The organism is Microbacterium sp. W4I4 (assembly GCF_030816235.1).
GTDB lineage: Bacteria > Actinomycetota > Actinomycetes > Actinomycetales > Microbacteriaceae > Microbacterium.
Window position 1 is genome coordinate 3148587 of the sequence record NZ_JAUSXT010000001.1, and the last position, 14051, is coordinate 3162637.

Annotated in this window: 15 protein-coding genes; 7 read left to right on the top strand and 8 right to left on the bottom strand. The window is 65.3% G+C overall.

All coding sequences use genetic code 11. The features are described from left to right. Positions 1 to 237: 237 nt before the first annotated feature. Positions 238 to 939: a hypothetical protein gene (locus tag QF046_RS14865; protein WP_307371258.1), complete on the bottom strand. Its 702-nt coding sequence runs from the start codon at positions 937 to 939 to the stop codon at positions 238 to 240. Positions 940 to 1276: 337 nt separating this feature from the next. Here QF046_RS14865 and QF046_RS14870 point away from each other — a divergent pair, with 337 nt between their 5' ends. Genes QF046_RS14870 through QF046_RS14880 form a run of 3 tightly spaced genes read left to right on the top strand, consistent with a single transcriptional unit; the run spans position 1277 to position 5671 of the window. Further along, the gene (locus tag QF046_RS14870; protein WP_307371261.1) at positions 1277 to 4198 is read left to right on the top strand and encodes an AAA family ATPase; all 2922 of its coding nucleotides are present in this window, start codon (positions 1277 to 1279) and stop codon (positions 4196 to 4198) included. Further along, positions 4195 to 4455, top strand: a complete 261-nt coding sequence (locus tag QF046_RS14875) for a hypothetical protein (protein ID WP_307371263.1) — start codon at positions 4195 to 4197, stop codon at positions 4453 to 4455. The genes QF046_RS14870 and QF046_RS14875 overlap by 4 nt, the downstream gene beginning before the upstream one ends. 4 nt (positions 4456 to 4459) lie before the next feature. Continuing rightward, on the top strand, positions 4460 to 5671 hold the full coding sequence (locus QF046_RS14880) for a hypothetical protein (protein ID WP_307371265.1): 1212 nt from the start codon (positions 4460 to 4462) through the stop codon (positions 5669 to 5671). A 100-nt stretch (positions 5672 to 5771) separates the two neighbouring features. Here QF046_RS14880 and QF046_RS14885 read toward each other — a convergent pair whose 3' ends face one another. Continuing rightward, a complete protein-coding gene (locus QF046_RS14885) occupies positions 5772 to 5963 on the bottom strand; it encodes a hypothetical protein (RefSeq protein WP_307371267.1) in 192 nt (63 codons plus the stop codon). Positions 5964 to 6130: 167 nt separating this feature from the next. Between QF046_RS14885 and QF046_RS14890 the strand changes: the two genes are divergently transcribed. From QF046_RS14890 to QF046_RS18325, 4 genes are all read left to right on the top strand, one after another. Beyond that, the gene (locus tag QF046_RS14890; protein WP_307371268.1) at positions 6131 to 7171 is read left to right on the top strand and encodes a hypothetical protein; all 1041 of its coding nucleotides are present in this window, start codon (positions 6131 to 6133) and stop codon (positions 7169 to 7171) included. Then, positions 7168 to 8019 (top strand): hypothetical protein, encoded by an 852-nt coding sequence (locus QF046_RS14895; protein WP_307371270.1) that lies wholly within the window; start codon positions 7168 to 7170, stop codon positions 8017 to 8019. Before QF046_RS14890 ends, QF046_RS14895 begins: the two co-directional genes overlap by 4 nt. A gap of 81 nt (positions 8020 to 8100) precedes the next feature. Next, positions 8101 to 8244, top strand: a complete 144-nt coding sequence (locus QF046_RS18320) for a GntR family transcriptional regulator (protein ID WP_373425735.1) — start codon at positions 8101 to 8103, stop codon at positions 8242 to 8244. 3 nt (positions 8245 to 8247) lie between these two features. Beyond that, entirely contained in the window at positions 8248 to 8472 is a 225-nt protein-coding gene (locus QF046_RS18325; RefSeq protein WP_373425736.1) for a UTRA domain-containing protein, read from the top strand. A gap of 261 nt (positions 8473 to 8733) precedes the next feature. Here QF046_RS18325 and QF046_RS14900 read toward each other — a convergent pair whose 3' ends face one another. The 6 genes from QF046_RS14900 to QF046_RS14925 are packed head-to-tail and all read right to left on the bottom strand — an operon-like array spanning position 8734 to position 13892. After that, a complete protein-coding gene (locus tag QF046_RS14900; RefSeq protein ID WP_307371271.1) occupies positions 8734 to 9180 on the bottom strand; it encodes a single-stranded DNA-binding protein in 447 nt (148 codons plus the stop codon). A 38-nt stretch (positions 9181 to 9218) separates the two neighbouring features. After that, positions 9219 to 9698 carry a hypothetical protein gene (locus QF046_RS14905; protein ID WP_307371272.1) on the bottom strand — a complete coding sequence of 160 codons (480 nt, stop codon included), beginning with the start codon at positions 9696 to 9698 and terminating at the stop codon, positions 9219 to 9221. Next, positions 9695 to 10084, bottom strand: a complete 390-nt coding sequence (locus QF046_RS14910; RefSeq protein WP_307371275.1) for a hypothetical protein — start codon at positions 10082 to 10084, stop codon at positions 9695 to 9697. The genes QF046_RS14905 and QF046_RS14910 overlap by 4 nt, the downstream gene beginning before the upstream one ends. Then, on the bottom strand, positions 10081 to 11928 hold the full coding sequence (locus QF046_RS14915) for a type IV secretory system conjugative DNA transfer family protein (RefSeq protein ID WP_307371277.1): 1848 nt from the start codon (positions 11926 to 11928) through the stop codon (positions 10081 to 10083). The genes QF046_RS14910 and QF046_RS14915 overlap by 4 nt, the downstream gene beginning before the upstream one ends. A gap of 9 nt (positions 11929 to 11937) precedes the next feature. Continuing rightward, complete coding sequence (locus tag QF046_RS14920; RefSeq protein WP_307371280.1) at positions 11938 to 13212, bottom strand: AAA family ATPase; 1275 nt, start codon at positions 13210 to 13212, stop codon at positions 11938 to 11940. Continuing rightward, the gene (locus QF046_RS14925; protein WP_307371282.1) at positions 13209 to 13892 is read right to left on the bottom strand and encodes a hypothetical protein; all 684 of its coding nucleotides are present in this window, start codon (positions 13890 to 13892) and stop codon (positions 13209 to 13211) included. The genes QF046_RS14920 and QF046_RS14925 overlap by 4 nt, the downstream gene beginning before the upstream one ends. Positions 13893 to 14051 lie beyond the last annotated feature (159 nt).

Here is a 14051-nt window from a genome sequence, read left to right on the forward strand (position 1 = left end):
CGTTTCCGCGCTCAGATCGGTGGTTCAGCCCGGCGGGCACCTCGACGGAGACCACCGGCCAGGAGTGCCCGAGGGCCGCTGAATAGCTGGCAAGGTCACGCCGTAGTTTGACCGGGGTCGGTCGTCACCAACCGAGCTGACCCGGGGGTCGCTGGCCGGACGCCAGCCGGTCCCTGAACGGCCGCCGGGAAGGTGCGCCTTGGACGAGGTTCTCTCTGGATGTCTGTCGCGCCAGGCTCAGGGCATGGAGCGACCGCCCGCCGCCCGCACTATGCGCGCCGCAGCGCGCCATCTCTTCACCTCGGCGGAGGTGAGATCATTTCCGTCAGCCAGAACTATGAGGAGTGAATCAATTTCGGCGCGCGCCTCGGATAGGCCCGACGAAGGGAGGCTGGCGAGCGTGAATCCTTCAAGCGCGTCGTCAACTGGTGAAGTGCCACCGTCATTGACGGTGGGCTCCGTTCGGATCGCCTCGACTACTCGTCCAGATGCCTCGCCCATGGACTCCAGTCGGGCGGTGCGCGCAGCACGGTCGGCTTGCCGAAAGGCCTCATCAACCTGACCTCGAAGCCGACCGAGCTTCCAGCGCCTGACACCGTCGGGTGAAATCGGTAGGTCATCGACCAGCGCCCAGATGAGCGGGGTCGTCGGCGCCACGACCAGCAACAGGAATGTGAAGATCAGCGCGTACAAGGCGAGCTTGGTCCGCCCATCCGATATCGAGGCACCGGTCATGCCGCTCAGCCCCGTCAAGAAGGAGAATGCCAAGCCGATGACGGCCAGCGCGTACATGACTGCGATCGCGATGCGCGCTCCGCGCGAACGTGACTTGTCGATCGCCTGAACTCGTTGGTACATGGCTCGAACCTCGATGACAAGTGCGAGCGCAAGGACCGCGATCAACTGAACTATCTGGGCCCAGAAATTGGTCGCGTCCACGGAGACGACTTTAGCGACTGATACCGTGTGCGCAGATCGGTCCCTGAATACACGGCTTCAGTTCCTTCAGATCGAGCACGATGCCGGCCGCGCCACCGCTGCACGAATACTCCGCCCGCACCCATGCCCGATGAACGCGCGTCCTACGAACCCTCGAGAAGCACGCTGAACGACATCCGCAGCGAGCACGGACGAGATGAAACGGAAAGGGCAATGCACGCAGGCACTTTCTGTGAATACTCTGGCGTGATAGGCAAACTCGGCGTAACCTGATGGCGTGCGAGGAGGACTCGAACGTTGGAAGCGGGGCGCGGGCTCACAGGGGGTCCGGCAGGCGATGGCCTACGCGTTCCGAGGTTCCTGTGACTCGCACCTGCGAGCGGCCGGCATCGAAGCCTTGGGTGCGTACAGCCAGGTCGGCGCCGCAACGGTCACGCGGTTCAGCATCGAGTCCGGCAGGATCATCGCTGATGAGCTGGATGCGGAGCAGCTCACGAAGTGGGTTGACGGTCGTGATCCGGAGACGGGGGAGCTGCGCGGGCGCGAGCTCGCGTCGCCGGCGTCGGATCTGATTCTGGACAGCACGATCAATGCGTCGAAGTCCTTCAGTATCGCAGCGCTCCTGCATCCGGAACTCGCGAGCGCTTTCGAAGCCCTGCAGGACCGCTTGCGGGATCGGATCATCGCCACGTGGCAGCGCGAACTGAACGCCCGGCGCGGCGCGGGCGGCAGGATCCGGGAACGCCTCTCACATCTCGAAGTGGTGGAGCTGCAACATCGCCGTTCACGCGCGCTGGATCCTCATATCCATCGACACCTGTGGTTGAACGTGCGCGTCCGCGGAGTCGATGGCAAATGGTCCAACGTGGACTCGCGCGTCGCGATGCGTGTCCAGAACCTTGTCAACGCTGAGGGGGAGCTCGCGGCACGGACGGACCCGGAGTGGGTCGCGGCGCTCGCCGCGCACGGATACACGCTGGATGCGGATGGCGAGATCACGCAGCTCGCGCATCTCGTCCGCGCTGTCTCTCGACGTTCGAACCAGATCGAAGCGAACCGGGCGGTTCTGCTCGAGCAGTGGAAGTCGGAGCAGCCGGGTCAGGTGCCGAGTCCGGATGTGGTGCAGATGATTGATCGGCGGGCGTGGGCGACGGGCCGCCCGGGCAAGCCCCGCGAGGTGGACGAGGACGAGTGGTCCGATCTCACGAAACAGGAACTACTCCACCTGGACCCCAACGTGCTCGCACCATGCCCACCCATCGTTGGGCCGCGACGCGCGGAGAGCCTGCTCGATCATGACCTGCTCGCGCGCCGGGCTGTGGCGGATGCGGATGATCGGTCGCGGGCGAGCAATGGTCGCTTCAGTGTGTTGGACGTCCGTGCCGGTGCCGCCCGGGCGGTGGCATCCGCGGGCCTTGTCGCCGACCGTGACGAGTTGCAGTACCTGATCGACGACATCACCGCGCGTGCCCTTGCACACACCCGAGACTTGATCCCCGACGACCTCGAGAAGCCGCAGCACGTGAAGGTGCTCGTGACGCACGCGTTCGCGCAGCTCAAGTCTGACCTCAGTACCCGGCTCAGCATCCTGAGCAACGACCAGCCGCCCGCCCCGCGGCTCGCCTCGGGTGATGCTGCGCGGATCGTGACGGCGGGTGGGTTGGATACGTCGCAGCAGGCGGCTGCGGGTGCGGTCGCGGATGTCGATCGGCTCGTGACCGTCACGGGGCCTGCCGGTACGGGCAAGACGACGATGTTGCGGGTGGCGCGAGCGGCGCTGGAGGTGCAGGGACGGCGGCTGCTGATCGTTGCCCCGACGAGGAAGGCGGCCGCGGTCGCGAGCCGCGAGATCGGAGCCTCCGGGACCAGCGTCCATGCTCTGCTTGCTGACCATGGCTGGAAGTGGGGCACCGACGACGCCGGCGCTGACCTGTGGTGGCGGTTGCGTCCCGGACAGACCGACCCCGCAACCGGTGTGATCTATCGGGGTCCTCGACGGTATCCGTTGGATGCGCGGGCGCGGATCGTGGTGGATGAGGCGGGGATGCTGGACCTGAACGCCGCCGACGCCCTGGCGCAACTGGCGATCGAGACCGGCGCCGGGATCGCGCTGGTCGGTGACCCGCTGCAGGCAAGCCCGGTGGGGCATGCGGGTGCGATGGCGCTGGCGCAGCGCCGCGCGGGCAAGGATGTGGTGCTGAGCGGGATGCATCGCTTCGCAGACCCCGACTACGCCGCCCTCACCCTGCGCCTGCGATCCCCAGACACCCTCTTCGACGCCATCGAGACCGCGACCGCACTGCAACAACAGCACCATGTGAAGCGGGTCGATGACCTGGAGTCCGCGCGCGCCGCGCTCGTCCACGGCTACTTCCAGCATCATGAGCACGGCCGGACAGTCGCGATCGTCACCGCGACGAATGAGGAGGCGTCGTCCATCAACGAAGCTATCCAGCAAGAGCGCGTCTCCCGCGCCCAGCTCAGCACCCATCGGATTGCTGTCGGCGCCGACGAACAGCGGATTCTGGAGGGTGATGTTGTACAGACTCGGCGCAATGATCGGGATGCCGGGGTGGAGAACCGTGCGATCTGGCAGGTCGTACACATCGGCCCAGCCGCCCTCGAGCTCCAACGGATCGACGATGCCGCCGACACCCGGGTCGTCTCCCGCGAGTACGCGGCGGACTACGTGCACCTGGCCTATGCCACGACCGTGCATGGCATCCAAGGTGAGACCACCGACACCTCCCTCGTCGGACCTGACGTCGACGCGTCAGGCCTCTACGTCGGGCTCACGCGGGGGCGCCGACACAACGAGGTCGTCGTCATCGCGCGCACGGACGCAGAGGCCCGGGAGGAACTCGCCGGCGAGATGATGCGCGGACTCCCTGAACCAGACATCGCGGATGCCATCAGTGCCGCACGTCGCGACCTGCACCGCTCCGCACGCGACGAACATCCCGAAGGGGCGGCTGAGTTCGGCCGATGGGTGCACGCGGCACGAACGGCGCTCCTCCAGGCGGATGCAGAAGACGCGGGAGCCGAGGCGCGGGAGCACGGCAGAGCGGCAACGGAAAGACCGCGTGAACGTGCCTCCCTCGACAGTGAGACCCGGGCTCGACTGCAGGAGCGCCTGGCGAGGGCGGAGGCGATCGAGGCGCGGGACCTCGTGCGCTACGTCAACGATGACCGCGAACAGAGACTACACCCAGAGCTGGTTGCTGCGGCGCCAGCATCCACACAAGGAGGAATCCAATGAGACTCGACGATGCAGACGTGCTTCTTCAGCGAGTCGGGACGATCGCGATCATGTACTACCAGGCGCTGCCAGCCGACTCCCCGGAGTACCAACTCAACGAGGACATCGACTGGTGTCTCGATGGCCTCTTGGCGGAGGACGTGAGTTCTGAGCTGCGGGATCTGATCGGGCGCACCGTGGTGGATCCCACCGGTCACCGGGAGGCGCTGACCTCGTTCGTGTATGGCACCGTCGCGGCCGCCGAGCAGGCGGAGTGAGCGCATGTGCCCGACGGGCGAGGACGACGAGCCGACCGGCGCGCGTCCTCAACAAGACTGGAGAAAAGCGCACCCCGAAGCGGCAGCGGAAGGCCGCCGACGTTACCGTGAGGCGCATCACGAGGAGCTCGCGGCGGCGCATCGGGCGTGGCGTGAACGCCATCGTGAGCGGTCGCGTGAGCTGAACCGTGAGTCTCAGAAGCGGCAGGCCCAACGGCGCCGGCAGCGACTGAAGAAGAACGCGCACCAGAGGGAACGGCGTGAGCAGAATCCGGATGTCGCTCGGGCGAAGTCGCGCGCGTTTCGGGAGGCGCACCCGGACAAGATTCGGGAGTATCAGCGGCGATACAAGGAACGGCATCCGGAACGTGCACGCCAGTCCAGTCGTGAAAGTGCGCAGCGCTACCGCGACAAGAACGCTGAGGAGCTCAGAGCTAAACAGCGCCTGGCTGCGGAGGAACGTCGCAAGAAGAACCCCGACCAGCACAAGCAGTGGTACGAGAAGCACCTCGAGGAACAACGCGCGCGAGGCCGCGACGCTGCACGGCTCCAACGCCGACTCAAGAAGCTCGGCCTGCCACCGATTCGGTTCCACCGGATCTACGCGGAGGAACGCCGCGCACATGACGCTGCAGCAGCGGAGTACTTCGCACGGCGTCGGGATGTGGCGGAGCGGGGTCGGATCGCCGCAGAGGCGAGTGATGCGGACGCGCTCACCATCCCCAAGATGGTTGCCGCGCGCAGGCGAGTGGTGCTCAGAGAACAGTCGACGCCCAACAACTCCACTTCGAGCAAATGGAACGCGAGTAGCCCCGAAGGAGACATACCCGCCATCGTTCGACGGTGGCGGCGTGCCAGGGACCTACAGGCGTTGAGGGAGACTCACGAGGCGCTCGTCGAGAAGATCCGTGCCGAGCGCCCTCAGATCCTCGAACACCACCGCGAACGGCACGAGGCACGTCTCCGAGAAGAGATCCGGCTGGACTCCATCGCCCGGGAGGTGCAGGGGCTGCCGCCGTATGACGTTGACGAGGAGGTTACGGCTCGCATCGACAATGAGGTGACGCTGATCGTCGACCAACGGCTGAGGTCCATGCGAAACCGTACGATCGCACGCGCCGAAGATATCGTGCACCGAGGTGCCGTGAACGGCGACCCTGCCGCTCCACACCAGGTGCCGGGCACGCGGCCAGATGTGGGCACGGGGCTTCGCTAACGGTCTTGATACCGGCATTGGCCGTACTGAGCGAACTTAGGCGACCCGCATGTCCGTTCGAGGATATGGGGTCTGAGAGACCCCATATCCTCGACCTCGATCAGATCGGCACCACCTCTGCCCGGCTGCGGATCCTTAGGGCCTCATCGATCGCATCGAGCACGCGTGCGGCGGCGACGGCTTCTTCGATGCAGATTCGATTGAGGAGGTCATACCCGATCAACTGGAGGAAGTAGTCGAACTCCCGGGGCATGACGCCCTCGAGTCGACCATCGAGCTCGGGGTCGAGCATCGTGCTTGGCAGGTGGTAGCTATGGACGGGGTCCCGGGCGATGCCTTCTGCGGCGACATCGCCTTTGACGTTGGCGTCGACGCCGTTGAGGTCGAATTGCGAGGCTATGTAGGCGGCGTTGGCACGGTATGTTCAGTCCAAACGCATTCGACGGGGAGGTCGACGCCATGGGGAAGCGCCAAGACGAATGGCAAAGCAGTGAAGCCAGCACCGAACAGCTGTCTGAAGAACACAATCGACATGGCGACACGAGACGTTCGCGCAGGCGACTCCTTACTATCGTGATTTCGATCGCCGCTCCGCTCATCGGTGTGCTGAGCTTCGTCATACCGCTGCTGGCATCGCAGGGCGAGCGGGAGAGCGCCGCTGATACCCTGGAGATCGTAAAGGCTGCACCGGTCGAGGTTGGCCAAGCGGGGGACAACACCGCGCTTTCGATGCAGGTCATCGGCGAACAGGAACAATTCTCGAAGGCCGAGCTCGCTGAGATCATCGGGCTCGGAATGATCACCAATTGGCTCATTCCGGTCTCTGCCCCGATCGAAACCTTCCCTGTGAATGATGAGCTGCAATGCGATGGCCCCGTCCTTGAGTGGCTGCTCAGTCATGCCACGGTGACTGACATCCAAGACCGACTGTTCAGTGGATTCACCCCCGCGATGCTACGAAACAATTCCACCTCGATCGCGGCACTCTCGTTGGGGAATGTCCGGTTCGACGGCGAACCGAAAACAGCAGAGCCGGCAGTCCGATTTACGTGTCTTCCGCAGCAGACCGGTGGTCCGGTAGCCTTCCAGCCCATTCAGATCCGTCCGAACGGCGAACCTGGCGTGATGGGCCCCAATCCGTTTGGCGTCGAGATGCCGGAACAGCAGCCTGTGGGGATGCTCGCGGTACTGAACATCGCGGCCGGCGAGTCCTTGTTCGTCACATTTGAAGCAGTGGATTTCGACGCCGAGTTCGCATACGAAGGGCGGGTCCTTGCTGATGTCATGGATGAGTCTGGCAGTTCAGTGATTCTCGTCGATCAGCTTCGCATTGAGCGGCCGGCGATACCGGGCTTCGTCGTCACACTCGATGTTCAGGCGAGGAGCTTTGCCTGCGGCAGGTACGATCCGGCTGAAGAGTTTCCGTTCCCGCTCTACAGCGAATGTACGCCCCAGGAGGCCTCGAGCTTGCTGGCTGAAGCGGCGGTGGCGGCCGGATGAGCGACGAAGAGCCGAGTGGCGCGCTCGCCCAGGGGGCCCAGCCACGCTTCGACAAGCGATTCTGGCAGAGAACGGGCGTCGTTATCACGACTTTCATCGCCGTCGCAGGGCTGGTCGTCGGTGTGGTTCAGATCCTGCAGGTCTGGTCGCGAGACACGACAAACTTTTCGCACTTGACGATGGCAGCGGCGCCGGTCAACGATGACATCGTGGAGTGGGCAGTGACCGCTGACCACGTCATGGGTGGACTGCCCGAAAACGTCTGTGACGACGACGCATGGCTCGCGCAGAGTGCGATCCCGTTACACCGCCGCTACACCATCTCCATGCGGAACTCGGCGACGGAAGGCCCGATGCTCGCTCTTTTGGACTTTCGATCGAGCGCGCCGCCGGTGGAGGAACGTGAATCCATCCACGTCCGACTGATGTGTGATCCACGCACCACGCTTCCGGAACAGCTCACGTACGGTCGTCTCAACGCGGATCGGAGCGATGAAGTCGTTCAGTACTACATCGTGTCTACGACTGGTCCTGCGCAGTCGACACCGCTGAGTCCCGCCGGCTTCAACCTCGCACCCGGCGAGAGCGGAACCCTACAGTTAGAACTCTTCAGCCGGAACCAAGCTGAGGGTGCGATCCAAGTATCGGTGCTCAGCCGAGACGAGCGACGCGAAGAGTCTATTGATGGAAGCGAGTTCAGGATGCCGGCGCTCCTCTTCGCAGGTGAGATGTACCTCGTGTCGACTCCGGGTGGGCTCAGCTGTCATCGAATCGAACGGGACATCCTCAGCGATTGCACGCTGGATGACATCTATTCTGAACTCGCGATCGCGATGGAGGCCCCGTAACCCAGGGTCTATGCGATAGGAGGCGTCAGCTCAATACCCGTAGCGTCTGGTAGTGCTTCGCTGGCATGCTCTGGCGATCAGTTGCCGACAGGGCAGCAACTCGCTGTCACCTTCAATGACTCGACCATGACGGTCCGGCGCGCACTACAGGCGCTCATCAGCGCCAAGCGGATCGTTGGCATCCGGGGCAAAGGAACCTTTATGGCAGAGCCCGAACTGACGTAGCACATGACCCGCGCGTCGTTCACGGAATCGATACGCGCCGCGGGCCGTACTGCCCGTGCTGAGGTGCTGTCCGCTTCTGTTGCTGCTATGCAGACAGAGATCGCCACGGAACTCGGGATCGCTCCCGAATCGTCGATCTACACCATCGAACGGCCGCAGCTCGGAGATGACACCGCGCAATGTATCGACCGTTCGCGGCTATCCTCAGCCATATTCCCAGTCTGCTAGGCAACGACCTCTCCCGTCTCGCTACTCGAAATCTTGCGATGGCGATACGGCGTTCACCTCACCCGTGCTTGCGCGTCGTAGCACGCGGAAGTCTTGCCGACGGTCGTGTTTCTGAGATCACAACGTCGTTCTACCGGGGGTGACCTTTATGAGCTGCTCATGGAACCCGCGGACACCGAGGTCTGACGCGCGAGTGAGTTCGCTCTAACACTAAGAAGCGGACGGGAGTAGCATCGCTCCCGTCCGCTCCTGTCTGGATGATCAGCGCGCGACACCTGCACTGGCGTACGAGGCCGGTGCTGCTACCGGCCCCGAAGCGTCTGCTGCGGGGCCGCTAGCTTTTGGGGCGCGGTTCACGGTGGCGGCGGCGAACTTGAGGGAGGCGCCGACGTTGTCGGCGATGACGTCGCGGGTCTCGCGGACTTGGCCGGTCTCCTTGTCGGTGTAGCTGCCGAAGCGGAGGTCGCCGACCACGATCGCGGAGTCGCCCTTGTGGAGCGAGTCGGTGACGTGGCGGGACTGCTGGTTGAAGACGACGACGCGGTGGAAGACGGTGCCGGCGTCTTCCCACCGACCGGTGTCTTCGTTGAGCCTGCGGTCGTTGACGGCGAGGGTGAAGCGGGCGTACTCGTTGCCTGATTCGCCGGCGCCGTGTTCGGGGTCGGCCGTGAGGTTTCCCTCCAGCGTCACCGGAATCTTGGTGGTCATGCGTTTCTTTCCTTCCGTTGCGGACGCATGCTGCGTCCTTAGTGGGCGTGGGCCTGGGTGGTCCACGTCTCCCATTCCTGCTCATCGGTCGAGCCGGCCCATGAGCGGGGTCTGGTGGGTTTGTGTCCGTTGTTGCATCCGCCGCCGTAGGCGCGGTTGAGTCGGGGCAGGGCAATGGCGAGGCGTTCGTGCCATCCGATGGGTCCGAAGCCGCTGTCGGCGGGATCGAATGCGGTGACGTGTGCGGTGTGGAGGGCGGAGAGCTCTTCGACGAGGTGTCCGTGGCGCCACCAGCAGTCGGGCACGATGCTGATGGGCACGGTGTAGCGGACGGTGAACCATTCGACCCATTCGCGCAGCGCTTGCCACCGCTCGGCCGCTTCCTCATCCGTGAGTTCGCGCCAGCTGGTGACGGTCCCGCCGATGATGCCGGAGCTTCCCGTGCGGGAGTTCGGGTCGAAGCCGCTGAGCTCTTGGGCGAGGAGGGCGTCGACGTCGTCGGGGTCGTATCTGCTCATGATGCGGCCTGCACGTCGTGGAGTTTGAGTTGCAGGGCCCGGAGGGCGTGGTCGGACGCGTCACGGCGGGTGCGGTGGCGGGCGAGGACGACGTCGCGGTCGATGAGCCGGTGCAGAAGTTCGTGGCAGTGCGGATGCAACGCGACAAGGTCGTCGTCGTCTTCCCAGGCCTGCCAGACACCTTGGGTGATGCGGACGCCTTCGTAGTCGCGGTGATGCAGCTCGAGTTCGTCCTTGACAGTCACTACTCCGCACGCCGCGCACGGGAGGGCTCCGGTGGCCGTGTGATCTCGGAACCAGCGGTTTCGGCGGGCGAACCAGGCGGGCGAGCGGAGGAACTCCTCCCGGTACAGGTTCTTCAGCCCGGTGCGGCGTTGGTTGGTCATTCGTCATTCACCGCCTCGGCGGGTAGCTCGGCGCCCTCGGCATTCGAGGCGCTCTCGGCGGTTCGGGGTGGGGGTGTGGTGCGTCGTTCGGCGGCGTCGAACACGGTGCGCTGTTCGGCTTCGGTGCTGGCTTTGCCGTGCTGGATCGCTTTCGCGTCGTGTCGGGCGTCCCACCCGGCGAGGTCCAGGAGCACACCGCGCCGGTTTCGGTAGGCGAGCAGCCCGAGGGTTTCGGGCATGCGACGGACCTCGTCGACCGACATCAGTGGCAGGCGGTCTTGTCGTTCGCTGGTGTGGTGGCCGTGTTGTTCGGTGTTCCAGGATCGTTCGGTGCGTCGCGCATCACGGGTCCCGAGCAGGGCTTCGATGTCGCGCAGGTGGGCGACGTGGGAGGCCCCGCCGAGGAGCACTTTGGCGGTGGCGGCGGCCCAGATGGTGTCTGCTTCGGCGCGGGACCAGGCGGTTTCGGCTTGGGAGAGGGCTTGTAGGACGACGAAGGTGCAGATCCCGCGTCCGCCGCCGTCTGCCATGGTGCGGGGCAGGGCGTCCCAGCGGAAGATGTTCGCGATCTCGTCCAGGATCAGCCCGAGCGGGTGCACGAGTCGGGAGCCGGGGGAGGCGAGGGCTCGGGCGCGGGCGACTTCGACGATGTCGTCGAGGAGTGCGCCGAGGAATCCGCCCATCGCCGCCGCTCCGGAGGAGGATCCGATCAGGTAGAGGGTGTTCGCGTCGTCGAGGAATTCGCGGGGGTCGAGGATCCGGTCGCCGGGGCGGGGCATGAGGGCGTCGCGGATCTGGGGGACGGCGAGTGGGGCGACGGCGCCTTGGACGCCGAACCAGATGGAGGAGACGAGTTTCTCGTCGCCGCTGATGGTCGCTTCGAGGTTGTCGCCCCACCCGGGTGCGCCGTCGGAGCGCAGCACGTCGACAGCGGTGCGCGCGAAGGCAGGACTGGAGCCCCAGTCGTAGACGTCCTGGATGGTGCGGTCGCCGATCGCGGCGGCGTGCAGGAGCCGGCCCAGGACGACTCCGGATGCTTGCGCCCATTCCCCGTTCGTCGTCGACGCCCCGAGCGCCGTGCCGGTGATGATCGCGTTGCCGCGTTGCATCGCCACGAGCGGGTCCTCACATCCGCTGAGGGGGCTGACGCGGAGCGGGTGCCGAATACCGGACAGCCCCTGCGGGTCGAACACGTGCACGTCGCCACGCTGCTGACGCAGCCGCATCGTCGCCGTCAGATTGTCATTGGTGGTTGAGGTGGTGATGAGCGGGCCCGACCAGTCCAGGATCGCGGAGATCAACACCCGATACCCCTTCCCCGACCGTGGCGGACCTTCCAGTGCGACGGAGTCCTCGATCGATACGTAGACGTCGCGGCCCCTTGATCGTCCGACGCGCCACCCGACATCCGTCGGCCTGGGCTTGTCGAGGTCGGGGCGGAGCTGACGGGCGCGACGGAGCACGGCCCGGGCGGAGAGGTGCTGGCGGACCTCGGAGGCGCTCGCGAACCCGGGACGGGCCCGCAGGTCGGTGATGAACGCACGATCGGAGCTCTTGTAGCGGCGGTAGAGCCCCCACAGTGCCACCGCGGCACCAGCGAGGAGGAGCAGCAGTAACAGGTCCAGTGCACGGATCGGCCAGACCGGTACCGGGCACATCGACGTGTACTGGGATGCGTCGCCGGTGACGCCGAGCACGAGACCGGAGAACACGCTGCCCGGCCGGGGTCGTTCCCCGCAGACGAGAGCGGTGACGGCTTCCGCGATGAGGGCTGTGGCGAGGCTCAGCCCGAAGCCTACGGCGATGAGGACCGCCGCGGCCTTTCCCAGTACCCCGGTGTTCATGGCGGCACCTCACTCCCACCCTGTACTGGCCGCGCTGGCGACCCGCAGCCAGGCATCCTTCGTTCGTGTCCGGAGCGAATCGAACCGCAACGGTCCACTCTTTAGCGCGTGGTCGAAGGGCACGATCTGCACCGTGCGCACCTGTCCGGCAAACCCGGCGGCAATGTCTTTCGCGGCCTTTCGGGCGCCGGGTTCTGACTGGGTGACGACGAGGACGGCGTTCTCGGCGAGGCGAGCGGAGTGTTCGTCTCTGTCGCGGAGGGCTTCCAGGAGGAGGGCTGCGGATTCGGCGGATTCGGGGGAGGGGAGTGTGGGGATGACGAGTTGATGGGAGGCGTCGATCATCCGCAGCCACCGGTCGGCGGACTCGTCATTGCCGGAATCGAAGACGACGAGACGGTAATAGCGGGTTGCGACCTTCAGCAGCTCCGCGAACTGTGCAGATTCGATGCGCAGATGGGTGGCGAGCAGTTCAGGGTTGGAGCGCAGCACGTCATACCGGTCGACGGACTGGTGATGCACGAACCGGGAGATGTCGGACACAGACGCGGAAGGTGCGAGCAGCTCCCCGGTGGCCGGGAGGAGGTCACGAATGGTGGTGTCGTAGCTGCCCTGTTCTGTTCTCCAGCCGAGCGTGCCGCGGGTGTCGTTGTTGTCCCACGCGAGCACGTTCCCGCCTCCGAACCGTGCGAACACTGCGGCGAGCATGGCGGTGGTCATGGTCTTCCCGATGCCGCCCTTGCCGTTCGCGACCGCGAGCGCACGGCACCCCGCCACATGCCGGGACACGTTCGCCTCGTCGATCCTGCGTTGCCGCTGACGCGCGGAATCAGGGACACGGATGCCGAACGCGGATACCGTCCCGCGCCATCCGGTCGCAGGCGTCTGCTCGAAGACTCTCGGGGTGATGAACGAGGCACGCTGAGGACGCTCGAGATCACCCGGTTCGTCCGGATCTTCCGCTTCCGAGGTGACCGGGAGGTCAGCATCCTGCTCCGTGACGCTGGCTGTGCGTGCTCGCTCGGCGGCGCGCGTCGCCGGCACGGACGTCAGCTCTCCCGTGCCACTGACGAGCAGGCGGTGCTCACCGCGGTCGCCGGAGGTGATCAGTTCCAAGGCGACGCCGGTGCGGCGGGCCAGGTCGGTTGCGTGTTGCACGATGATGCGGCGGATGTCCTCGTCCGGGGCCGCGGTGATCGGTTCGGCGTGTCCGTCGGGGGTGATGAACGTGGCATCCGTGCCCGTGACAGTCGCATACGCGCGAGGGACAGCTTCGAGGGTCATTTCAGCTCCTTACTGGACGACAGCCAACCGTCCACGGCAGTGTCCGCCGGCCACACGGCATCCAAATCTGGCTCGTAGAGATCCGGTGAGTCGAAGTACTGCAGCTCGCCGGCCCGGCTCGGGTCGAGGTTCATCGCGTCGTCGGTCTTGAACAGCTCGTACTCCCACGGGGTGGATGTCGCGAATGCGTCGACGAGGTAGGAGTATTGGCCGACGTAGGCGAGGAACTCGCCCCGGCGGAGTTGCCGGGCCATGTCGGCGTGTGCGGGTGGGACGGCCAGGCGTTGTTGGATGCTGGTGGCTTCTTGCTGGTTGATGCGGAAGATGAACTTGTTCTCGATGTCTCCGGCGATCGAGTAGGCGAGGTTGCGTTCTTGGGAGTCGGCTTCTCCGACGGCATCCAGGTCGCCCATCTTGTGCAGGATGACGATGTTGCTGATCCCGTAATGCCGGGACAGCTTCAACCACTGCTGATACATCTGCAGCGAAGCGAGCGAGGTCATGTCCCGCCAGCCTTCTTCGCGGATCACGTACCGGGTCTTGTGTGCGTCGCGGTCGGAGATCACGGCCTGGTTCCAGGCGGTGGTGCAGATCTGGGACAGCTGGGCGACCAGGTCGCCGCGGGCGAACAGCTCGCTGGTGTCGACGACGACGATCGGCGCATCGTCGTCGAAACTCACCGTTGATTCGTCCTCGAACAGGCCGGACAGGTCCGCCGTTGACGAACCGGCGCAGGACGAAGGACGGCTGGATGGCGCCGTGAGCGAGGTGCCGATCCCGGTTCGTCTCGGTGGTTAGCTGGGTGAGTTCCGCGAACACTCCGCGAAGGGTGGGCTGGT

What these genes read in the sequence shown, in the direction of transcription:
- QF046_RS14890 (WP_307371268.1), top strand. Translation starts at nt 6,131, where the DNA reads ATGGGGAAGCGCCAAGACGAATGGCAAAGCAGTGAAGCCAGCACCGAA.
- QF046_RS14915 (WP_307371277.1), bottom strand. Translation starts at nt 11,928, where the DNA reads ATGAACACCGGGGTACTGGGAAAGGCCGCGGCGGTCCTCATCGCCGTA.
- QF046_RS14880 (WP_307371265.1), top strand. Translation starts at nt 4,460, where the DNA reads ATGTGCCCGACGGGCGAGGACGACGAGCCGACCGGCGCGCGTCCTCAA.
- QF046_RS14885 (WP_307371267.1), bottom strand. Translation starts at nt 5,963, where the DNA reads ATGCTCGACCCCGAGCTCGATGGTCGACTCGAGGGCGTCATGCCCCGG.
- QF046_RS14895 (WP_307371270.1), top strand. Translation starts at nt 7,168, where the DNA reads ATGAGCGACGAAGAGCCGAGTGGCGCGCTCGCCCAGGGGGCCCAGCCA.
- QF046_RS14900 (WP_307371271.1), bottom strand. Translation starts at nt 9,180, where the DNA reads ATGACCACCAAGATTCCGGTGACGCTGGAGGGAAACCTCACGGCCGAC.
- QF046_RS14920 (WP_307371280.1), bottom strand. Translation starts at nt 13,212, where the DNA reads ATGACCCTCGAAGCTGTCCCTCGCGCGTATGCGACTGTCACGGGCACG.
- QF046_RS18325 (WP_373425736.1), top strand. Translation starts at nt 8,248, where the DNA reads ATGACCCGCGCGTCGTTCACGGAATCGATACGCGCCGCGGGCCGTACT.
- QF046_RS14910 (WP_307371275.1), bottom strand. Translation starts at nt 10,084, where the DNA reads ATGACCAACCAACGCCGCACCGGGCTGAAGAACCTGTACCGGGAGGAG.
- QF046_RS14875 (WP_307371263.1), top strand. Translation starts at nt 4,195, where the DNA reads ATGAGACTCGACGATGCAGACGTGCTTCTTCAGCGAGTCGGGACGATC.
- QF046_RS14905 (WP_307371272.1), bottom strand. Translation starts at nt 9,698, where the DNA reads ATGAGCAGATACGACCCCGACGACGTCGACGCCCTCCTCGCCCAAGAG.
- QF046_RS14870 (WP_307371261.1), top strand. Translation starts at nt 1,277, where the DNA reads ATGGCCTACGCGTTCCGAGGTTCCTGTGACTCGCACCTGCGAGCGGCC.